A 19,020-nucleotide genomic window follows, 5' to 3' on the forward strand; every position below is an offset into this window, starting at 1 on the left:
CGTTCCCGGCGAGGGTGGGGCTATACCGGGTTGATGAAGGCCATCACGTCGTCGAGATGCGCCTTCTCGAAATCGGACAGCGCGTGGTCGCTGCCTTCGAGCAGCTTGATGTTGCTGTCGGGGTAGCGCGCCGACATCTCGTGCCAGTCGAGTGCCTCGTCGCCCTTGGCGATGATGGCGAAGACGCGCTCGGGCCGCGTGAGCTGGCCGACTTCCATGGCGCGCAGCTCATGGATGTACTCGGGGCGGAAATAGAAATGCTCGGCCGGGTCGTGCCAGACGGTCTGGTCGCCGATGTAGCGCGTGAGGTCGCGCGCAGGGTAGACGGCAGGGTTGAGAAGTACCGCGCGGCAGCGCGTCATGCCGGCCACGTAGGTGGCATAGAAGCCGCCCAGCGACGAGCCGACCACGGCCATCGACTTGCGCGGCCAGTCCGCGATGCCCTTCATCACCATGTCGATGGCGTCGTGCGGCGAAGGCGGCAGTTGCGGACACCACCACTGCAGGTTCGGGTGGCGCCGCGCCACCCGGTCCGCGACGAGCCGTGCCTTGGTCGAACGAGGCGAAGAGCGAAAGCCGTGCAGGTACAACAGGTGGGTGGTTTGCGGATCCATGCGGGAGGAAAACTGAGGGTGCGGACGTTGCACCCCGCTTGCCGGGACCAGGTAATTTTGCATGAGGTCTGTGCGCGCGAGGCTGTTTCCAACGTACAAAACCCCGCAGTGCGGGGTCTCTCGGGAAGCCGATAGCTTACCGAGACTTGGGGGGCGGAGGGCACCTTGTTGGCCTCGATCCGGGGCAGGCCGCATGCCTTGTGCCCGAAAGTATTCAAGGTGCAATTTCCGCGATGTAAATGGCCTACGTTCAGGTTACTGAAGCCCGCGTCGGCGCTGGCGCCTTGCGAGGGCAGGGGCAGCGTGAAGGTCGACACGCCGTCGCACCGGGGGAATCCATGTTCATTCAGAAAGGCGGCGCAAGTGTCGCGGTGCGCCATGCCGGGCGCATCCCATGAACTGGGTAGGCGCCGGGAGGGGTTTGGCCGTGCGTCGCGGCTTATGCTCCGGACCATGAATATCGAGGCCCAGAACGACGACGGAATGCCACGCCAGTGGGGTGTGCTCGTCGTCGAAGACGACAGTCGCGCACGCGCCTTTTTCGAGGCCAGCGTGCAGCGCAGCCCGCGCCTGTTCTGGCTCGGCAGCGCGGGCACGGTGCAGGAGGCGCTGGCCTGGCTGGCCAACACCGTCACGATTCCCGATGTGCTGCTGGTCGACCTGGGCATGCCCGACGGCACGGGGCTCGACGTGATCCGCGACGCGGTCGCCCGCTTTCCGGGTTGCGAGCCGCTGGTGGTGTCGGTCTTCGGCGACGAAGAGAACGTGCTCGCCAGCATCGAGGCCGGCGCCGTGGGCTACATCCACAAGGACGCGGCGCCCGAAGACATCGCGCAGACCATCGTCGAGATGAAAGCCGGTGCCTCGCCGATCTCGCCCATGATCGCGCGGCGGGTGCTGGCGAAGTACCGCAGCCTGCAATCGGCGGCGATGCCGGGAGGCGTTGCCGCCGCACCGGGCGCAGCACCCGAGGCTGCAGCCGAGGAAGCCGATCGCGGCCTGCTGTCGGCACGCGAGCACGAGGTGCTGACGCTGATCGCCCGGGGCTTCTCGTACGCGGAGATCGCGCGGCTCAAGGGCCTGAGCGTGCACACGGTGCAGACCCACATCAAGAACCTCTACGGGAAACTCGCCGTGCATTCCAAGAGCGAGGCGGTTTTCGAGGCGACGCGTCTCGGCCTGCTGTCTCATCCGGGCTGAGCACGGATGCTGCCGAGGCTGGTGTCGCTGCTTTCGCTGTGGCTGGTGCTGCTCCTTGCGGGCGCCGGTGGTGCCGCGAACGCGGCCGCGTCCACACCGGAGAGCCCGATCGAGCTGCGCCAGGGCATCGTGACGACCACCATCGACGGCGTCACGCGGACCGGGCCGGTCGCGCTTTCCTACCACTGGGACCGGCTGCACGGCGGCCGCCCCGGCTTCGCGGATTTCGACCTGCCGTTCACGCTCGACGCCACGCCCGAGGCTCCCTGGGGCATCTTCATCCCGCGTGCCGGCAGCGTCTTCGAGATCCAGCTCAACGATGCGCTGCTGCAGGTCTACGGCGACCTGGGGCGCGGCAACCAGGCCGACTACGCCAAGGCGCCGATCTACGTGCCGGTGCCGGGGCGCCTGCTGAAGCAGGGCGACAACCACCTGCAGATCCGCCTGCGCGCCGACAGCGCCAGGCGCGCGGGCTTGTCGCGCGTGGTCATCGGGCCGGCCACGCCGGTGCGCACCGAACTCTTCGAGAGCGCCTACGCCTGGCGCTTCACCGGCTCCGTGCTGCTGACCGCCTTCAGCCTGATCGTCGGCGGCATCGCGCTGGCGCTCTGGCTGACGCAGGTCGAGGTCGATGCCCAGGGGCGGTCGCGCCGCGAAGGCATTTACTTCTGGGCGGCGCTGGCCGAATTCTGCTGGGCGATCCGGGTGGCGGACGGGGTGATTCCCGAGCCGCCGCTGTCCTGGGGCCTGTGGGGCGTGCTGATGGCGGCCTGCTACGCGGGCTGGGCGGTCTCGGTCATGATGTTCGGCTTCCACATCACGGGGTGGGGGCAGAACCCCCGCTACCGGTGGGTGCGCTGGCCGATGGCCGCCATCGTGATCGGCACCGTGGCGTTCACCGCGCTGGCGCTGCGCCGCGACGAGCCGTTGTGGCTGACCGGCTGGCTGGCCGTCGAGATCGTGCTCATCGTCGCGTTCGTCTCCGCCTTCGCCGTCGCCACCGTTCGCAGGCCGAACACCGAGCAACTGCTGGTGGCCGGCGCCGCGCTGGTGAGCGTGGGGTTCGGCGTGCGCGACTGGCTGGTGATCCGGCTCAGCGATGCCTACGGCGAAACCACCTGGGTCCGCTATTCGTCGGTGTTCTTCGGCATCGCGCTGTTATTGATCGTGCTGCGGCGCTTTCATGCGGCGAGCATCCAGGCGCGCGGATCGGTCGCGGCGCTGGCCGAGCGCGTGGCGCAGCGCGAGCGCGAACTGGCAGCCACCTATGCAGAACTCGAAGCGGCGGCGCGCGACCAGGCGCGCACCCACGAGCGCGAGCGCATCCTGCGCGACATGCACGACGGCGTGGGCTCGCACATCAGCTCGGCGATCCGGCAACTGCAATCGGGCCAGACCAGTTCGGGCGACCTGCTGCGCACGCTGCGCGATTCGCTCGACCAGCTCAAGTTGTCGATCGATTCGATCCACCTGCCGCCCGGCGACATCGGCGCCTTGCTGGCCGCGCTGCGTTACCGGCTGGAGCCACGGCTGGCGGCGGCGGGCATTGAATTCGAGTGGGCCGTGGACGAGGTCGCCCCGGTGGCGCGGCTCGACGCGCAGGCCATGCGGCAGTTGCAGTTCCTGCTGTTCGAGGCGATCTCGAACGTGCTGCAGCACGCGCACGCCAGCGTGTTGCGGATCGAGGCCGGCATGCAGGGCGCGACGGTGCAATTGCGCGTGATCGACAACGGGCAGGGCTTCGACGCCACGCAGGTGCCAAGGGCGCTGGCGGAGCGCGCCGCAACCCTCGGCGCCCGGCTGGCGCTGGAAAGCCGACCGGGGCGCACGGTCGTTCAGCTCGGTTTCGATTGAGGCGGCCTGCGGGGCGCGGATAATCCGCACCCATGTCTGCCGTGTTCAATCAGCCCTCCCTGGCGCGTCGTGTCGCGCCCATCTTCCAGGGCTTCGACGGCTTTCTGGCCTTCGCCGTGCTCCTGCTGGCCTTTGCCGGGCTGGCGACCATGTATTCCTCGGGCTACGACCATGGCTCGCGCTTCGTCGACCACGGCCGCAACATGCTGCTGGCCGGCTTCATCATGTTCGTGGTGGCCCAGGTGCCGCCGCAGCGGTTGATGATGTTCGCGGTGCCGCTCTACGCGGCGGGCGTGGCGCTGCTGGTCGCGGTGGCGCTGTTCGGCATCACCAAGAAAGGCGCGCAGCGCTGGATCAATGTGGGCGTGGTGATCCAGCCCAGCGAAATCCTGAAGATCGCCATGCCGCTGATGCTGGCGTGGTGGTTCCAGCGGCGCGAAGGCCAGCTGCGGCCGCTCGACTTCGTGGTGGCCACAGTGCTGCTGGCGGTGCCGGTCGGGCTCATCATGAAACAGCCCGACCTGGGCACGTCGCTGCTGGTGCTGGCCGCGGGCATGGCGGTGATCTTCTTTGCGGGCCTCCCCTGGAAGCTGATCGTACCGCCGGTGGTGATCGGCGCCATCGCGGTGACGCTGATCGTGAGCTTCGAGTCGAGGCTGTGCGCCGACGGCGTCGACTGGCGGGTGCTGCACGACTACCAGAAGCAGCGCGTGTGCACGCTGCTCGACCCGAGCAAGGACCCGCTGGGCAAGGGCTTCCACATCATCCAGGGGATGATCGCCATCGGCTCGGGCGGGGTGGGCGGCAAGGGCTTCATGCAGGGCACGCAGACGCACCTCGAGTTCATTCCCGAGCGCACCACCGACTTCATCTTTGCCGCCTATTCCGAGGAGTTCGGGCTGGTGGGCAACCTGGCGCTGATCTCGGCCTTCATCCTGCTGATCTTCCGTGGCCTGGTCATCGCGACCAACGCGCCCACGCTGTTCTCGCGCCTGCTGGCGGGGGCGGTCACGATGATTTTCTTTACCTACGCCTTCGTCAACATGGGCATGGTGAGCGGCATCCTGCCGGTGGTGGGGGTGCCGCTGCCGTTCATCAGCTATGGCGGAACGGCGATGGTGACGCTGGGGCTGGGGCTGGGCATCCTGATGTCGATCGCCCGGGCCAGGAAGCTGGCCCAGAACTGAGCCTCGGCAGCACGGCGAAATGTCGGGCTGTTGCCCCCGGCAGGGGGAAGGCGAAGCGAGGCCGGATGCGCGCAGCCTGGGGGCGAGCCATAGAATCCCCGAATGATCTCTCGCGAACCCACCATCGAGCGCCTCGCCACGGCGCAACAGCTCCTGCTCACGCCCTTCGGCCTTGACGAATCGCACCTGAGCAAGGCCCTGGCCGAGATCACCTCGCACCGGGTGGACGACGCCGACCTGTACTTCCAGTACACGCGCAGCGAAGGCTGGAGCCTCGAAGAAGGCATCGTCAAGACGGGCAGCTTCAGCATCGACCAGGGCGTCGGGGTGCGTGCGGTCAGTGGCGAGAAAACCGCCTTTGCCTATTCGGACGACATCTCCGAGGCCTCGCTGCTCGACGCGGCGCGCACGGTGCGCTCCATTTCCTCCGCCGGCCGCACCGGCCGCGTGAAGACCGCGACCCGCAAGATCGCATCGAGCCGTTCGCTGTACGACGGTGTCGACCCCATTGCCACGCTCGACAGCACCGCCAAGGTGAAGCTGCTCGAAAAGGTCGAGAAGCTGGCCCGCTCGCGCGATCCGCGCGTGGCGCAGGTCATGGCGGGCCTGGCGAGCGAGTACGACGTGGTGCTCGTGGCACGCGCCGACGGCACGCTGGCCGCCGACGTGCGGCCGCTGGTGCGCCTGTCGGTCACCGTCATTGCCGAGCAGAACGGTCGCCGCGAGATCGGCTCGGGCGGCGGCGGCGGGCGCTTCGGCCTGGCCTACTTCACGGACGAACAGATCACCGAGTACGTCGACCACGCCGTGAAAGCGGCGCTCACCAACCTCGACGCCCGCCCGGCGCCCGCCGGCGAGATGACCGTGGTGCTCGGCTCCGGCTGGCCCGGCATCCTGCTGCACGAAGCCATCGGCCACGGGCTCGAAGGCGACTTCAACCGCAAGGGCTCGAGCGCCTTCGCGGGTCGCATCGGCCAGCGCGTGGCGGCCAAGGGCGTGACGGTGCTCGACGACGGCACGATCGCCGACCGCCGCGGCTCGCTCAATGTCGACGACGAAGGCAATGCCAGCCAGCGCAACGTGCTGATCGAGGACGGCATCCTCAAGGGCTACATCCAGGATTCGCTCAATGCGCGCCTCATGAAGGTCAAGCCCACGGGCAATGGCCGCCGCGAGAGCTACGCCCACGTGCCGATGCCGCGCATGACCAACACCTACATGCTGGGCGGCGACAGGGACCCGAAGGAAATCGTGGCCAGCATCAAGAAGGGCCTTTACGCCACCAACTTCGGCGGCGGGCAGGTCGACATCACGAGCGGCAAGTTCGTGTTCTCGGCCAGCGAGGCGTATTGGGTCGAGAACGGCAAGATCCAGTATCCGGTCAAGGGCGCGACCATCGTCGGCAACGGCCCCGACGCGCTCACCCGCGTGACCATGATCGGCAACGACATGGCGCTCGATTCGGGTGTGGGCACCTGCGGCAAGGAAGGCCAGAGCGTGCCGGTGGGCGTTGGCCAGCCCACCCTGCGCATCGACGGCTTGACTGTAGGTGGAACGGCTTAGGACTTTCGTCACTTGCCGATTGTTTCCTTCGGTTGCTAAGCTGCGCTCCTTTTGCCAACGATAAATTCAAGGAGCATTTCGATGGGGAACAGGATCAATTCGCCTGCCGTGCTGTGGGCTGTGGCCGCCATGGTGGCTCTGGGCGCCGCCGGTTGCGCATCCCGCGGTGGTTCGGGCAGCCAGCCCGAGGCAGCGCCCGCGGCCGCAGCGGCACCTGCCCGCGGCGGTGCGAAGGCCGGCATGGATGCCCAGGGCAACGTGATCGACTCTTCGAAGGTCGAGGCCGGCAGCGGCCGTACCGTCAAGGGCCTGAATGGCTACGAAGGCGAGATCACCGGCAACCCCGCGCGCAACAGCAAGTTCGCGCGCCTGCAGATCGGCATGAGCGCCAGGCAGGTCACCGACCTTGCCGGCCAACCGACCGACCAGGGCGCCTACGTGACGGGCAAGGCCTTCATTCCGTTCTATTTCGGCAGCGACCGGCACCGTTTCGAGATGACCTACAAGGGCCAGGGGCGGCTGATTTTCGCGGGTGGCGGCATGGGCGATTTCTCCAGCGGCAACCTGATCTGGATCATCCACAACCCCAACGAGTCGGGCTACCGATAAACAACGACAGGCCCGGTCGCTTGACCGGGGTTTTGTTTTCCGTGCTACATTCCGCCCCTATGTCCGCCCTCCGCGCTTATTTCTTTGCCTACTTTTGGTTCCCGGTTTCCGGCGGACGAGAGGCGAGCGCGTAAAGCAAACGAACACCCTCCCAAAACCGCCGGTGGCCCAAAGCCCCCGGCGGTTTTTTTATGCCCTGACGATATCCACTCCAACAAGGAACAGCACCATGAGCACGAACACTGCCCCCGCCAGCGACAGCTGGTATGCGAGCGTCGAAAAAACCAGCAAGACCGACGACGAACGCATCAAGGACATCAACGTGCTGCCCCCTCCCGAACATCTCATCCGCTTTTTCCCGATCCGCGGCACGGCCATCGAAACCCTGATCGAAGGCACCCGCCGCAACATCCACAACATCATGGCGGGCAAGGATGACCGGCTGCTGGTGGTCATGGGGCCCTGCTCGATCCACGACCCGGCCGCGGCCCTCGAATACGCCCGCCGCCTGAAGGTCGAACGCGAAAAATACGCCGGCACGCTCGAGATCGTGATGCGGGTGTACTTCGAGAAGCCCCGCACCACCGTCGGCTGGAAGGGCCTGATCAACGACCCGTACCTCGACGAGAGCTTTCGCATCGATGAAGGCCTGCGCATTGCGCGCCAGTTGCTGATCGACATCAACCGCATCGGCCTGCCGGCGGGCAGCGAGTTCCTCGACGTGATCTCGCCCCAATACATCGGCGACCTGATCGCCTGGGGCGCCATCGGCGCGCGCACCACCGAAAGCCAGGTGCACCGCGAACTGGCCTCGGGCCTGTCGGCCCCCATCGGCTTCAAGAACGGCACCGACGGCAACATCCGCATTGCGACCGACGCCATCCAGGCGGCAGCCCGCGGCCACCACTTCCTGTCGGTGCACAAGAACGGCCAGGTCGCCATCGTTCAGACCAACGGCAACCGCGACTGCCACGTGATCCTGCGTGGCGGCAAGGCGCCGAACTACGACGCCGCCAGCGTCGAAGCCGCCTGCAAGGACCTCGAGGCCGCCAAGCTGCCGCCCACGCTGATGGTCGACTGCAGCCATGCCAACAGCTCCAAGCAGCACCAGAAGCAGATCGACGTGGCCAAGGACATCGCCGGCCAGATCGCCGGCGGCTCGAACCGCGTGTTCGGCGTGATGGTCGAAAGCCACCTGCAGGCCGGCGCCCAGAAGTTCACGCCAGGCAAGGACCAGCTGTCGGGCCTCGAGTACGGCAAGAGCATCACCGATGCCTGCATCGGCTGGGACGACTCGGTGCAGGTGCTCGAGACGCTCGCGCAAGCGGTCAAGCAACGCCGGGGCTAAAGCATTCCGGCCAGTTCGGGCCAGTGGTGCCGCATCGACGCAGCCTCGTCGCTGCCGGGCGGCACCAGGGAGAAATCGGCAAAGTCGAAGCCCGGGCCGACCATGCAGGCGACCAGTGTGTAGTCGCCCGCTGCATGGCCCTGGATCGGGCGGGCCGCTTGCCATTGACCGGCCGGCACCACATGCTGGGGGCGGGTGCCGTGCGCGTCGACCGGGCCCAGCCGCGTGTGGGCAGGCGCGGTGCGCATCGCGGCGTCGCAGGTCCAGAGCGCCAGCGGTACGCCTTCGAGGTGCACCCAGACTTCATCGGACAGCACCCGATGCCAGCGCGAGTGCTGGTTCGCTTCGAGCAGGAAGTAGATGCTGGTCAGGGCATTGCGGGTCGCGCGGCCGTCGGCGGGCGTCACATGCGCGGCTGATCGGAAGACCTCGCTGTACCAGCCGCCCTCGGGATGGGGCTGCAGCTTCAAGGTGTCGATCAGCTCGCGGGCGCGCATGGCGGTCATGATGCCGCCGTCGCGCGCAGGGCCGCAAGCAGTTTGTCGTGCACGCCGCCGAAGCCGCCGTTGCTCATGCAGACGATGTGGTCGCCGGGGCGGGCCGCCGCCACCAGTTGCGCCACCAACGGTTCGATGGCGTTTGCGACCTGCGCGCGGTCGCCCATCGGTGCCAGCGCGGCTGCGGCATCCCAGTCGAGCCCGGCCGTGTGGCAGAACGCCAGGTCGGCCGATTCCAGGCTCCAGGGCAATTGCGCGGCCATCACGCCCAGCTTCATGGTGTTGCTGCGTGGCTCGAAGGCCGCGAGGATGCGCTCACTTTGCTTGCCGGCGTCATCGAGTTTCTTGCGCAGGCCATCGAGCGTGGTGCGGATGGCGGTCGGGTGATGGGCGAAGTCGTCGTAGACGGTGATCGCACCGCCATTGCGCTCGACTGTGCCGCGCAGCTCCATGCGCCGGCGCACGTTGCGGAAGCTCCCGAGCGCGCGGGCCGCATCGGCTGGCGCCACGCCCACGTGCTCGGCCGCCGCGATGGCCGCCAGTGCATTCATTTGGTTGTGCAGGCCCGAAAGCGCCCACTCGACGCGGCCGACCGGCTCGCCGCGGTACAGCACGTCGAAGGCATCGTGCGATCCGCGCGCCTGCCAACCGCTGTTCGGGCTGCTCGCGCCGAAACGCGCGAGCTCGCTCCAGCAGCCCTGGGCCAGCACGCGCTGCAGGCTTTCTTCGGTGGCGTTCACGACCAGCCGCCCGGTGCTCGGCACGGTGCGCACCAGGTGGTGGAACTGGCGCTCGATGGCGGCGAGGTCATCGAAGATGTCCGCATGGTCGAACTCGAGGTTGTTGAGCACGGCCGTGCGCGGCCGGTAGTGCACGAACTTGCTGCGCTTGTCGAAGAAGGCGGTGTCGTATTCGTCGGCTTCGATCACGAAGGCCGCGCCATCGCCCAGCCGCGCCGAAACGCCGAAATCGAGCGGCACGCCACCGACCAGGAAGCCGGGCGGTTTGCCGCCCTGTTCCAGCACCCAGGCCAGCATCGACGTGGTGGTGGTCTTGCCGTGGGTGCCGGCCACGGCGAGCACGTGGCGGCCCAGCAGCACGTGCTCGGCCAGCCACTGCGGGCCGCTGGTATAGGGCTTGCCGGCGTCCAGGATGGCTTCCATCAGCGGAAACTTCGGGCTCCCATCGGGCAGCCGGGCCCGCGAGACCACGTTGCCGACCACGAACATGTCGGGCGAAAGTGCAAGCTGATCGGCGCCGAAACCTTCGATCAGGTCGATGCCGAGGGCGCGCAGCTGGTCGCTCATCGGCGGGTACACGCCGGCATCGCAGCCTGTGACCCGGTGGCCTGCTTCGCGCGCCAGGGCGGCCAAGCCACCCATGAACGTGCCGCAGATACCCAGAATATGAATGTGCATCGGTCGATTCTAGGTAAGCGACATGCGCGGCCCGTGCCGGGGGCCGGCCTTTGTCCTGTGCTTCGTACTGATGTTCACGTGAGGGCCGTCTACTGCGGGCAAAATGCCCCGATGGACACGTCCAAGCGTGAAATTGCCGCCACTGCAGCCCGCCTCGTTGTCGAGGAAGGACTGGAATATGGCCCGGCCAAACGCCGGGCACTGCGGGACCTGGGCCTTCCGAGCCGCACCGCGCTGCCGAACAACGACGAAGTCGAGGCCGAGGTGCGCGACTACATCGCGCTCTTCTGTGCCGACACCCAGCCCCAGGAATTGCATGCGCTGCGCCTGCTGGCACTCGAATGGATGGAGCGCATGGCCGCTTTCCGCCCGCATGTGGGCGGTGCCGTGTGGCATGGAACGGCCACCCGTTTGTCAGACATTTACATTCAATTGTTCTGCGATGATTCCAAGTCGGCCGAAATCGCCCTGATTGATCATCACGTGGACTACGAGCCGCGCATGGTGACCGGCTTCCACGGCGAGCAGGTGGAGGCCCTGAGCGTGCATGCCCCGAGCCGGGCGCTCGGCGAAGAAATCGGCGTGCACCTGCTGGTCTACGACCTCGACGACCTGCGCGGCGCCCTGAAGCCCGACGCCCAGGGGCGCACGCCGCGAGGCGACCTGCCCGCACTGCGCCGACTGATTGAACGAGAAAAGGACAAGTGAATGACTTCTTCGCCCACACGACGCGGCATGCTCTATGCCGGCGTGGCGGCCGCGGCTGCTGCCGCCGGGCTTGGCGGCGCCTGGTGGAAGGAGCGCGCTAGCAGCGGTGCGGTGGCGGGCGGCGAAATGCTCGATGCGGCTTTCTGGGCCCAGAGCTTCGAGCGGCCGGAGGGCGGCGACCTGGCAATGTCGAGCCTGCGCGGCAAGCCGCTGCTGCTCAACTTCTGGGCCACGTGGTGCCCGCCCTGCGTCGAAGAAATGCCGATGATCGACGCCTTCTTCCGTGAACATGGTGCCAATGGCTGGCAAGTTGTCGGGTTGGCCATCGATCAGCCGAGCGCCGTGCGCAAGTTCCTGCAACGCACGCCAGTCACCTATCCCACCGGATTGGCCGGTCTGCAGGGCACGGAACTGGTCAAGAATCTGGGCAACACCGGTGGTGGATTGCCCTTCACGCTGGTGCTCAACGCGAACGGTTCGGTGGCCGCTCGTAAAATGGGCAAGCTCGAAACCACCGACCTGGAGACTTGGCGACGTGAACTGGTTCATGGTTAGAATCAGTTTCTTACGCCGGCGTTGAACGCCGAACGCCGAAAATCGCCGATTTTCGGCCAAGTTATATCCTAATGACCGGTAAAGCCGGCACTGGAGTCCCATGGATCTGCGCAAACTCAAGACACTGATCGATCTGGTGTCCGAATCGAATATTTCCGAACTGGAAATCACCGAAACCGAAGGCAAGGTTCGCATCGTCAAGGGCGGCGGCGCCGCACCGGTGCAGTATGTGCAAACCGTGGCGGCACCTCCTGCCGTCGCCGCGCCAGCCGTTGCCGGCGCCCCTGCTGTGGCCAGCGCGCCGGCTGCCGAAGCAGCACCGGCCGGCCATGCCGTCAAGTCACCGATGGTCGGTACCTTCTATCGTTCGTCCAGCCCCGGCGCACCGGCTTTTGTCGAAGTCGGCAGCAAGGTGAGCGAGGGTGACACGGTCTGCATCATCGAAGCGATGAAGATCCTCAACGAAATCGAAGCCGACAAGTCCGGCACGATCACCCAGATCCTCGGCGAAAACGGGCAGGCGGTCGAATACGGCCAGCCGCTGTTCATCATCGAGTGACCATGTTCAAGAAGATCCTGGTTGCCAACCGGGGGGAGATTGCCCTCCGGATTCAGCGCGCCTGCAGCGAGATGGGCATCAAGGCCGTCATGGTCTATTCCGAAGCCGATCGCGAGGCCAAGTACGTCAAGCTGGCGCAGGAAGCCGTGTGCATCGGCCCGGCGCCTTCGGGGCAGAGCTATCTCAACATGCCGGCGATCATCTCGGCGGCCGAAGTGACCGATGCCGAGGCGATCCACCCCGGCTACGGCTTCCTGAGCGAAAACGCCAACTTCGCCGAACGCGTCGAACAGAGCGGTTTCCAGTTCATCGGCCCGACGCCGGACAACATCCGCACGATGGGCGACAAGGTCTCGGCCAAGCAGGCCATGATCAAGGCCGGCGTGCCCTGCGTGCCCGGCTCCGAGGGCGAGCTCTCGGACGATGCCGCCACCAACAAGCGCATCGCCCGTGCGATCGGCTACCCGGTCATCATCAAGGCGGCGGGCGGCGGCGGTGGCCGCGGCATGCGCGTGGTGCACACCGAGGCGGCGCTGGTCAACGCGATCCAGATGACCAAGGCGGAGGCCGCGGCGGCCTTCAACAATCCGGCCGTGTACATGGAGAAGTTTCTCCAGAACCCGCGCCACATCGAGATCCAGATCCTTGCGGACAAGCACAAGAACGCCGTCTATCTGGGCGAGCGTGACTGCTCCATGCAGCGCCGCCACCAGAAGGTGATCGAGGAATCGCCGGCTCCCGGCATTCCGCGCAAGCTGATCGAGAAGATCGGCGAGCGTTGCGCTGCAGCCTGCAAGAAGATCGGCTACCGCGGCGCCGGCACCTTCGAGTTTCTCTATGAGAACGGCGAGTTCTACTTCATCGAGATGAACACGCGCGTGCAGGTGGAGCACCCGGTGACCGAGTTCACCACCGGCATCGACATCGTGAAGACGCAGATCATGGTGGCGGCCGGCGAAAAGCTGCCGTTCACCCAGCGCCAGATCGAGATGCGCGGCCACGCCATCGAGTGCCGCATCAATGCCGAAGACGCCTGGAAGTTCACGCCGTCGCCGGGCCGCATCACGATGTGGCACCCGCCGGGCGGTCCTGGCGTTCGCGTCGACTCGCATGCGTACACCAACTACTTCGTGCCCCCGAACTACGACTCGATGATCGGCAAGATCATCGTGTACGGCGACACGCGCGAGCAGGCCATGGCCCGCATGCGCACGGCGCTGAACGAAACCGTGATCGAAGGCATTCAGACCAACATCCCGCTGCACCGCGAGCTGATGGTCGACGCCAAGTTCATGAGTGGCGGCACCAACATCCACTACCTCGAAGAGTGGCTGGCAGCGCACAAGCGCTGAGCGACGAGTACCCAACGCCATGTTTGAACTTCGCCTGATGGCGCCCGAAGACCGGGTCGAAACGCTCAGCGACGCGCTCGACGCACTCGATGCATTGAGCGTGTCGGTCGAGGATGCCGATGCGCAGACCGACGCCGAGCAGGCGCTGTTCGGCGAGCCCGGCATGCCGCCGCCCAAGGAGGGCTGGCAGCGTTCGCGTGTGATTGCGCTGTTCCCCGACGAGGCGTCGGCGAAAGAGGCCGCATCGGTGCTCGCGCTGCAGGATTTCTTCGAAGGCTGCGCCGTGCTCGGTATTGCCTCGGTGCCCGAGCAGGACTGGGTGCGCCTCACGCAATCGCAGTTCGCGCCGGTCGAGATCACGCCCGAATTCTGGATCGTGCCGACCTGGCACGAACCGCCCGCGCAGGCCAGGCAGGTGATCCGGCTGGACCCGGGGCTCGCCTTCGGTACCGGCACGCATCCGACAACGCGCATGTGCCTGCGCTGGATCGCGAAGCAGGGTGCCTTCGGCAGCCAGCGCGTGCTCGACTACGGTTGCGGCTCCGGCATTCTCGCGATCGGCGCGGCGAAATTCGGTGCGGCCGACATCGACGCCGTCGACATTGACGAAGCCGCTGTGTCGTCGACCCGGCTCAATGCCGAGGCGAATGGCGTGCGCCTGAATGCCGGTCTGCCGGATGCGGCCAAGGGCCACTACGACACCGTGCTCGCCAACATCCTGGCCACGCCGCTCAAGGTGCTCGCGCCACTGCTGCGCAGCCATGTGGCCGCGGGCGGATCGCTGGTGCTGGCTGGCATCCTGGAGCGCCAGGCCGATGAGCTGAAGGAGGCGTACGCCCCTTACGCGGCGCTGGAAGTGAGCGACAGCGAGGACGGCTGGATCCTCATGACGGCGCGCTGCTGAGAGGCAGCCGCCCGCTTTTCGCGTCGCTTCGCACCCACTCACGCGGCGAGGGCTCAACCCTACAATCGCCCCGTCATGAGTCTCGTCACCCGCTGCCCCGCCTGCACCACCACCTTCAAGGTGGTGCGCGACCAGCTTCGCATTTCGGACGGTTGGGTGCGCTGCGGTCGATGCAGCCATGTGTTCGACGCCACGCTCGATTTGCATGAAACACCGGACGGCGCGCCAGCGAATGCGTCGCCGCCGATGCAGGGGGGCTACATGCCGGGGCTGGTCGAGCCCATTGGCGAAGAGGCAAGGGCAGAGGCGCCGGTCGCACCTGCATCGCCGCCGTTGCCGCCACCAGTAGTGGCATTGCCCGAGCCGACGCCGCAGCAGCCAGAGCCTTCGCAAGCAACGGAAGACGCGGACTTCTTTGACGACGAACCCGAGCAGCCGCCTCACGCATCGCCAGAGCCTTCCACGCATGCCTCCGAGCAAGCACTGGAGGCAGAACCTGTTGCGACCGCTGTCCCGCAACCTCCTGTCGAGTCGCAGCCTTCGTCGTTTGCGTTCCCCCCCGAGTTCTCGCTGTCCTTGCCCGAGCACGGCATCGCAGCAGACGAACCCTGGTCCGATCTCGATGCCACCGAACCCGCGTGGCGGCCGCCGGCCACGTCGCTGCCGCCGTTCCCGAACATCGATCTGAATCTGGCGGCACCGCCGCCTTCGCCTTCACCACCTGCGCCGCCGCTGCCCGTCGCGCCGCGCATGAAGGTGCGTGCGTTGGTCGAGCAGGCCAGCGATGACGGAGAGGGCGAAAGAGAGCAGGAAGAGAAAGACCACGACCAGGTGCAGATGCAGAAGGCGCTGCGCCGCGCCCGCATCAAGTCGGCCAAGATCGCCAGCGCCAAGGCGCGCGAAGAGCGTGCTTCCGCAAAGGCCTCGGCCTCCGTGGTGAAGGCCGAGAGCCAGCCGGACTATTCGCTCTCGTCGCCTTTCGAGGCGCCGGAAGGCCATCCCTTCGCCGAAGAGGACGAGCCCGTTGAAAAGCCGCTCGGCTTCTGGCAGCGCAAGAGCGTGCGCGGCTTGCTGATCCTGCTGGTGGTGCTTGCCGTTCTGCTGCTCGTCGTGCAGGTCATTCGCCATGAGCGCGATGGCATCGCGGCGCGCCAGCCGAACCTGCGTCCAGCGCTGGCAACGCTGTGCCAATACACGGGATGCGAACTCGCAGCCCTGCGCCAGATCGGCGACATCGTGATCGAAGGCGCGGCCTTCGCGCGCGAGAAGAGCGGTGGCAACGACTACCGCCTGAGCTTCACCCTGCGCAACGGCGCCACCGTGCCGCTCGCGATGCCGGCCGTCGAGCTGTCGCTGCTCGATACGCAGGAGCGGGCCGTGGTGCGCCGTGTGCTGATACCGGCAGACTATGGCGCGCCGGCCGTGCTGGCGGCGCGCGCCGATCGCATGGCCTCGCTGCCCCTGACCTTGACCGCCACGGAAGCCGCCGCGCTGCCGCCCATTGCGGGCTATCGCGTCGAGGCCTTCTATCCCTAGAGAGGCGCTTCAGGCGTCTCTTTCTTCATCCATTTTTCAATCAACAAACGGTTCACCCATGGCAGCAGTGATTTGCGGTTCCCTCGCGTTCGACACCATCATGACCTTCGAGGGCCGGTTCGCCGACCAGATTCTTCCGGACCAGCTGCACATCCTGAACGTGTCGTTCCTGGTGCCGACCTTGCGGCGCGACTTCGGCGGCTGTGCTGGCAACATCGCCTACAGCCTCAACGCATTGGGCGGCACGGCCTTGCCGATGGCCACGCTGGGCACCGACGGTGCCGACTACCTCGAGCGCATGCGCACGCTGGGCATCAGCACGGAGTTCGTGCGCCAGCTCGAAGGCACGTTCACCGCGCAGGCGATGATCATGAGCGACACCGACAACAACCAGATCACCGCCTTCCACCCCGGTGCGATGCAGCAGGCCCACGTGACGCAGGTGGCGGCGCGTGAAGACATCAAGCTCGGCATCATCGCGCCCGATGGCCGCGAGGCGATGCTGCAGCACGCGGAGCAGTTCGCCGCCGCGGGCATTCCCTTCGTGTTCGATCCGGGCCAGGGTCTGCCGATGTTCGACGGCGAGGCGCTCAAGCATTTCGTCGAGCTCGCGAGCTGGGTCGTGGTGAACGACTACGAAGGCAAGATGCTGTCGCAACGCACCGGCTGGAGCTTGGCCGAGATTTCGAAGCGCGTGCGCGGCCTCGTGGTCACGCTGGCGGCCGAGGGCTGCGAAGTCTGGATCGACGGCGAGCGTGAGCATGTGCCTGGCGTGGTGGCCACCGAAGTGGTCGAGCCCACTGGCTGCGGCGACGCGTGGCGTGGCGCGCTGCTCTTCGGTCTGGAAAAGGAATGGCCGCTCGCGCAATGCGCGGCACTGGGCAATCGCATCGGTGCGCTCAAGATCGCACAACGCGGACCGCAGAACTACCAGGTCGACCGCAAGGCCCTGGGCCTGTAATCGAGAGCCGGTTCGCCGGCTTGCGTGGCGCCGCTTCAGCGCCAATAAAAAAGCCCGACACCGTGAGGTGCCGGGCTTTGCGCCTTCAAGGCCGCTGAGAAACTCAGGGCTTGCTGGCCGTCGGGAACGGCCATGCTGCCTGGGGATTCAGCGTCGTTTGCGCCGCGGGAGCGGGCGCTACGGCTGCCTTGGCGGGCGCTGCAGCCTTGGCTGCCTTCTTTGCTGCGGGCTTCTTGGCCGCAGCAGCAGGCTTGGCGGCAGCGGCAGGCTTGGCAGCGGGCTTTTTCGCGGCTTTCTTGGCCGCAGCCTTTTTCGCAGGCGCCTTCTTGGCAGCAGCCTTCTTCGCAGGCGCCTTCTTGGCGGCGGCCTTCTTGGCAGGCGCCTTCTTCGCAGCGGCCTTCTTGGCCGGTGCCTTCTTCGCTACGGCCTTCTTCGCCGGAGCCTTCTTGGCAGCGGCCTTCTTTGCCGGAGCTGCCTTCTTGGCGGCTACCTTCTTCGCAGGCGCCTTCTTGGCGGCTACCTTCTTCGCTGCGACCTTCTTGGCCGGAGCCTTCTTCGCAGCTACCTTCTTGGCGGGAGCCTTCTTAGCGGCCACGACCTTCTTTGCCGGAGCCTTCTTTGCAGCGGCTTTCTTAGCCGGCGCTTTCTTTGCAGTTGCCATTTCTATTTCTCCTTGATCAAGTTGAAAAAATCAACCTATTGAAGCACTCCACGCACGTTGGGAGCGTGAAGCGATTCATGGCGTTGGAATCTGAGCCCCAGCACCATGAACACCTGAGCCCTCGTCCATGCCGCGCTCTCTGGCGCGATCGGTGGCAAGGGCAATTCTTGAATTCATTAATTCTTGTCGAAAGATTCAATCCCAGGAGAGCGCACCACCCGACTGGTACTCGATCACGCGGGTTTCGAAAAAGTTGCGCTCTTTCTTCAGGTCAATCATTTCGCTCATCCAGGGGAACGGGTTTTCTTCGTTCGGGAAGAGCGTTTCGAGGCCGATCTGCTGTGCACGCCGGTTGGCAATGTAGCGCAGGTAGCCCTTGAACATGGAGGCGTTCATGCCGAGCACGCCACGTGGCATGGTGTCTTCGGCGTATTTGTACTCGAGCTCGACGGCCTTCATGAAGAGGTCCTTGATCTCTGCCTTGAACTCGGGAGTCCAGAGGCCGGGATTTTCGAGCTTGAGCTGGTTGATCAGGTCGATGCCGAAATTGCAGTGCATCGACTCGTCGCGCAGGATGTACTGGTACTGCTCGGCGGCGCCGGTCATCTTGTTCTGGCGGCCCAGCGCGAGGATCTGCGTGAAGCCGACGTAGAAGAAGAGGCCTTCCATGAGGCAGGCGAACACGATGAGCGACTTGAGCAAAGTCTGGTCGGTCTCGTGCGTGCCGGTCTTGAAGAGCGGGTCGCTGATGGCGTCGATGAACGGGATCAGGAACTGGTCCTTCTCGCGGATCGACGGCACTTCGTTGTAGGCGTTGAAGATCTCGCTCTCGTCCAGGCCGAGCGACTCGACGATGTACTGGTACGCGTGCGTGTGAATCGCTTCCTCGAAGGCCTGGCGCAGCAGGAACTGGCGGCATTCGGGCGCCGTGATGTGGCGGTAGGTGCCCAGCACGATGTTGTTGGCGGCCAGCGAGTCGGCGGTCACGAAGAAGCCGAGGTTGCGCTTGACGATGCGACGCTCGTCTTCGGTCAGGCCGTTCGGATCTTTCCAGAGCGCGATGTCGCGCGTCATGTTCACTTCCTGCGGCATCCAGTGGTTGGCGCAGGTGGCGAGGTACTTTTCCCAGGCCCACTTGTACTTGAACGGCACCAGCTGGTTGACGTCGGTCTGGCCGTTGATGATGCGCTTGTCGGAAGCCTTGACGCGTTGCGCCAGGACGGGGGCGGAAGCGGGAGCGACCTGACGCAGCGGCGCAGAGGCGCCGTCATCGAACGTGCGCAGTGCTGGTTGTGCAATCGACGAAGTCGGAGCATCCACCGAACGGCCTGCGGGCAAACCGCTGGTCGATGCGCTGTGGTGCTGCAATCCTTGTTGCATATCCTTTGGTAAGGAGGGCTTGACTTCTTCGTCCCAGGTCAACATAGAAAAATCCAATGCTCAAATTATCGGAGTAACGATGTGAGTTGCAAAGTGCTCGTTCACATCGCACGC

General features: G+C 65.9%; 18 protein-coding genes. 13 read left to right on the forward strand and 5 right to left on the reverse strand.

Annotation, left to right across the window (positions count from 1 at the left end; translation table 11 throughout):
• Nucleotides 1-20: 20 nt before the first annotated feature.
• Nucleotides 21-614, reverse strand: a complete 594-nt coding sequence (locus BLQ28_RS23035) for a YqiA/YcfP family alpha/beta fold hydrolase (RefSeq protein ID WP_093244942.1) — start codon at nt 612-614, stop codon at nt 21-23.
• Between the two features lie 441 nt (nt 615-1,055).
• Between BLQ28_RS23035 and BLQ28_RS23040 the strand changes: the two genes are divergently transcribed.
• The 6 genes from BLQ28_RS23040 (at nt 1,056) to BLQ28_RS23065 (ending at nt 8,375) form a co-directional block, all read left to right on the forward strand.
• Nucleotides 1,056-1,814, forward strand: coding sequence for a response regulator transcription factor (locus BLQ28_RS23040; RefSeq protein WP_093244943.1), 759 nt, complete (start codon nt 1,056-1,058; stop codon nt 1,812-1,814).
• A 6-nt stretch (nt 1,815-1,820) separates the two neighbouring features.
• Nucleotides 1,821-3,668 carry a sensor histidine kinase gene (locus tag BLQ28_RS23045; protein WP_093244946.1) on the forward strand — a complete coding sequence of 616 codons (1,848 nt, stop codon included), beginning with the start codon at nt 1,821-1,823 and terminating at the stop codon, nt 3,666-3,668.
• A 32-nt stretch (nt 3,669-3,700) separates the two neighbouring features.
• On the forward strand, nt 3,701-4,855 hold the full coding sequence (rodA, locus tag BLQ28_RS23050) for a rod shape-determining protein RodA (protein ID WP_093244948.1): 1,155 nt from the start codon (nt 3,701-3,703) through the stop codon (nt 4,853-4,855).
• A 102-nt stretch (nt 4,856-4,957) separates the two neighbouring features.
• Complete coding sequence (gene tldD, locus BLQ28_RS23055) at nt 4,958-6,418, forward strand: metalloprotease TldD (RefSeq protein ID WP_093244951.1); 1,461 nt, start codon at nt 4,958-4,960, stop codon at nt 6,416-6,418.
• Nucleotides 6,419-6,499: 81 nt separating this feature from the next.
• Nucleotides 6,500-7,027: a hypothetical protein gene (locus tag BLQ28_RS23060; protein ID WP_093244953.1), complete on the forward strand. Its 528-nt coding sequence runs from the start codon at nt 6,500-6,502 to the stop codon at nt 7,025-7,027.
• Between the two features lie 229 nt (nt 7,028-7,256).
• Nucleotides 7,257-8,375, forward strand: a complete 1,119-nt coding sequence (locus tag BLQ28_RS23065; RefSeq protein ID WP_093244956.1) for a 3-deoxy-7-phosphoheptulonate synthase — start codon at nt 7,257-7,259, stop codon at nt 8,373-8,375.
• Here the strand turns inward: BLQ28_RS23065 and BLQ28_RS23070 are convergent.
• A complete protein-coding gene (locus BLQ28_RS23070; protein ID WP_093244958.1) occupies nt 8,372-8,881 on the reverse strand; it encodes a cupin domain-containing protein in 510 nt (169 codons plus the stop codon). The two genes, BLQ28_RS23065 and BLQ28_RS23070, sit on opposite strands and share 4 nt — an antisense overlap.
• Complete coding sequence (mpl, locus tag BLQ28_RS23075) at nt 8,878-10,290, reverse strand: UDP-N-acetylmuramate:L-alanyl-gamma-D-glutamyl-meso-diaminopimelate ligase (RefSeq protein WP_093244961.1); 1,413 nt, start codon at nt 10,288-10,290, stop codon at nt 8,878-8,880. The genes BLQ28_RS23070 and mpl overlap by 4 nt, the downstream gene beginning before the upstream one ends.
• A 111-nt stretch (nt 10,291-10,401) precedes the next feature.
• Between mpl and BLQ28_RS23080 the strand changes: the two genes are divergently transcribed.
• The 7 genes from BLQ28_RS23080 to BLQ28_RS23110 all read left to right on the forward strand — a co-directional run bounded on the left by BLQ28_RS23080 (nt 10,402) and on the right by BLQ28_RS23110 (nt 16,865).
• Nucleotides 10,402-10,998, forward strand: coding sequence for a hypothetical protein (locus BLQ28_RS23080; protein WP_093244963.1), 597 nt, complete (start codon nt 10,402-10,404; stop codon nt 10,996-10,998).
• Nucleotides 10,999-11,553, forward strand: a complete 555-nt coding sequence (locus tag BLQ28_RS23085; RefSeq protein WP_093244966.1) for a TlpA family protein disulfide reductase — start codon at nt 10,999-11,001, stop codon at nt 11,551-11,553. It begins immediately after the preceding gene.
• Nucleotides 11,554-11,653: 100 nt separating this feature from the next.
• Nucleotides 11,654-12,112: an acetyl-CoA carboxylase biotin carboxyl carrier protein gene (gene accB, locus BLQ28_RS23090; protein ID WP_093244968.1), complete on the forward strand. Its 459-nt coding sequence runs from the start codon at nt 11,654-11,656 to the stop codon at nt 12,110-12,112.
• A 2-nt stretch (nt 12,113-12,114) separates the two neighbouring features.
• Nucleotides 12,115-13,464: an acetyl-CoA carboxylase biotin carboxylase subunit gene (accC, locus tag BLQ28_RS23095; RefSeq protein ID WP_093244971.1), complete on the forward strand. Its 1,350-nt coding sequence runs from the start codon at nt 12,115-12,117 to the stop codon at nt 13,462-13,464.
• Between the two features lie 19 nt (nt 13,465-13,483).
• Nucleotides 13,484-14,368: a 50S ribosomal protein L11 methyltransferase gene (gene prmA / locus BLQ28_RS23100; protein WP_093244974.1), complete on the forward strand. Its 885-nt coding sequence runs from the start codon at nt 13,484-13,486 to the stop codon at nt 14,366-14,368.
• Between the two features lie 75 nt (nt 14,369-14,443).
• Nucleotides 14,444-15,904 (forward strand): zinc-ribbon and DUF3426 domain-containing protein, encoded by a 1,461-nt coding sequence (locus tag BLQ28_RS23105; protein ID WP_093244976.1) that lies wholly within the window; start codon nt 14,444-14,446, stop codon nt 15,902-15,904.
• Nucleotides 15,905-15,962: 58 nt separating this feature from the next.
• The gene (locus BLQ28_RS23110; protein ID WP_093244979.1) at nt 15,963-16,865 is read left to right on the forward strand and encodes a carbohydrate kinase family protein; all 903 of its coding nucleotides are present in this window, start codon (nt 15,963-15,965) and stop codon (nt 16,863-16,865) included.
• A gap of 103 nt (nt 16,866-16,968) precedes the next feature.
• Here BLQ28_RS23110 and BLQ28_RS23115 read toward each other — a convergent pair whose 3' ends face one another.
• Nucleotides 16,969-17,526 carry a histone H1-like DNA-binding protein gene (locus BLQ28_RS23115; RefSeq protein ID WP_093244981.1) on the reverse strand — a complete coding sequence of 186 codons (558 nt, stop codon included), beginning with the start codon at nt 17,524-17,526 and terminating at the stop codon, nt 16,969-16,971.
• Nucleotides 17,527-17,721: 195 nt separating this feature from the next.
• A complete protein-coding gene (locus BLQ28_RS23120) occupies nt 17,722-18,951 on the reverse strand; it encodes a ribonucleotide-diphosphate reductase subunit beta (protein ID WP_093244983.1) in 1,230 nt (409 codons plus the stop codon).
• Between the last annotated feature and the right edge of the window lie 69 nt (nt 18,952-19,020).

The organism is Variovorax sp. EL159 (assembly GCF_900100965.1).
Taxonomy (GTDB): domain Bacteria; phylum Pseudomonadota; class Gammaproteobacteria; order Burkholderiales; family Burkholderiaceae_C; genus Variovorax.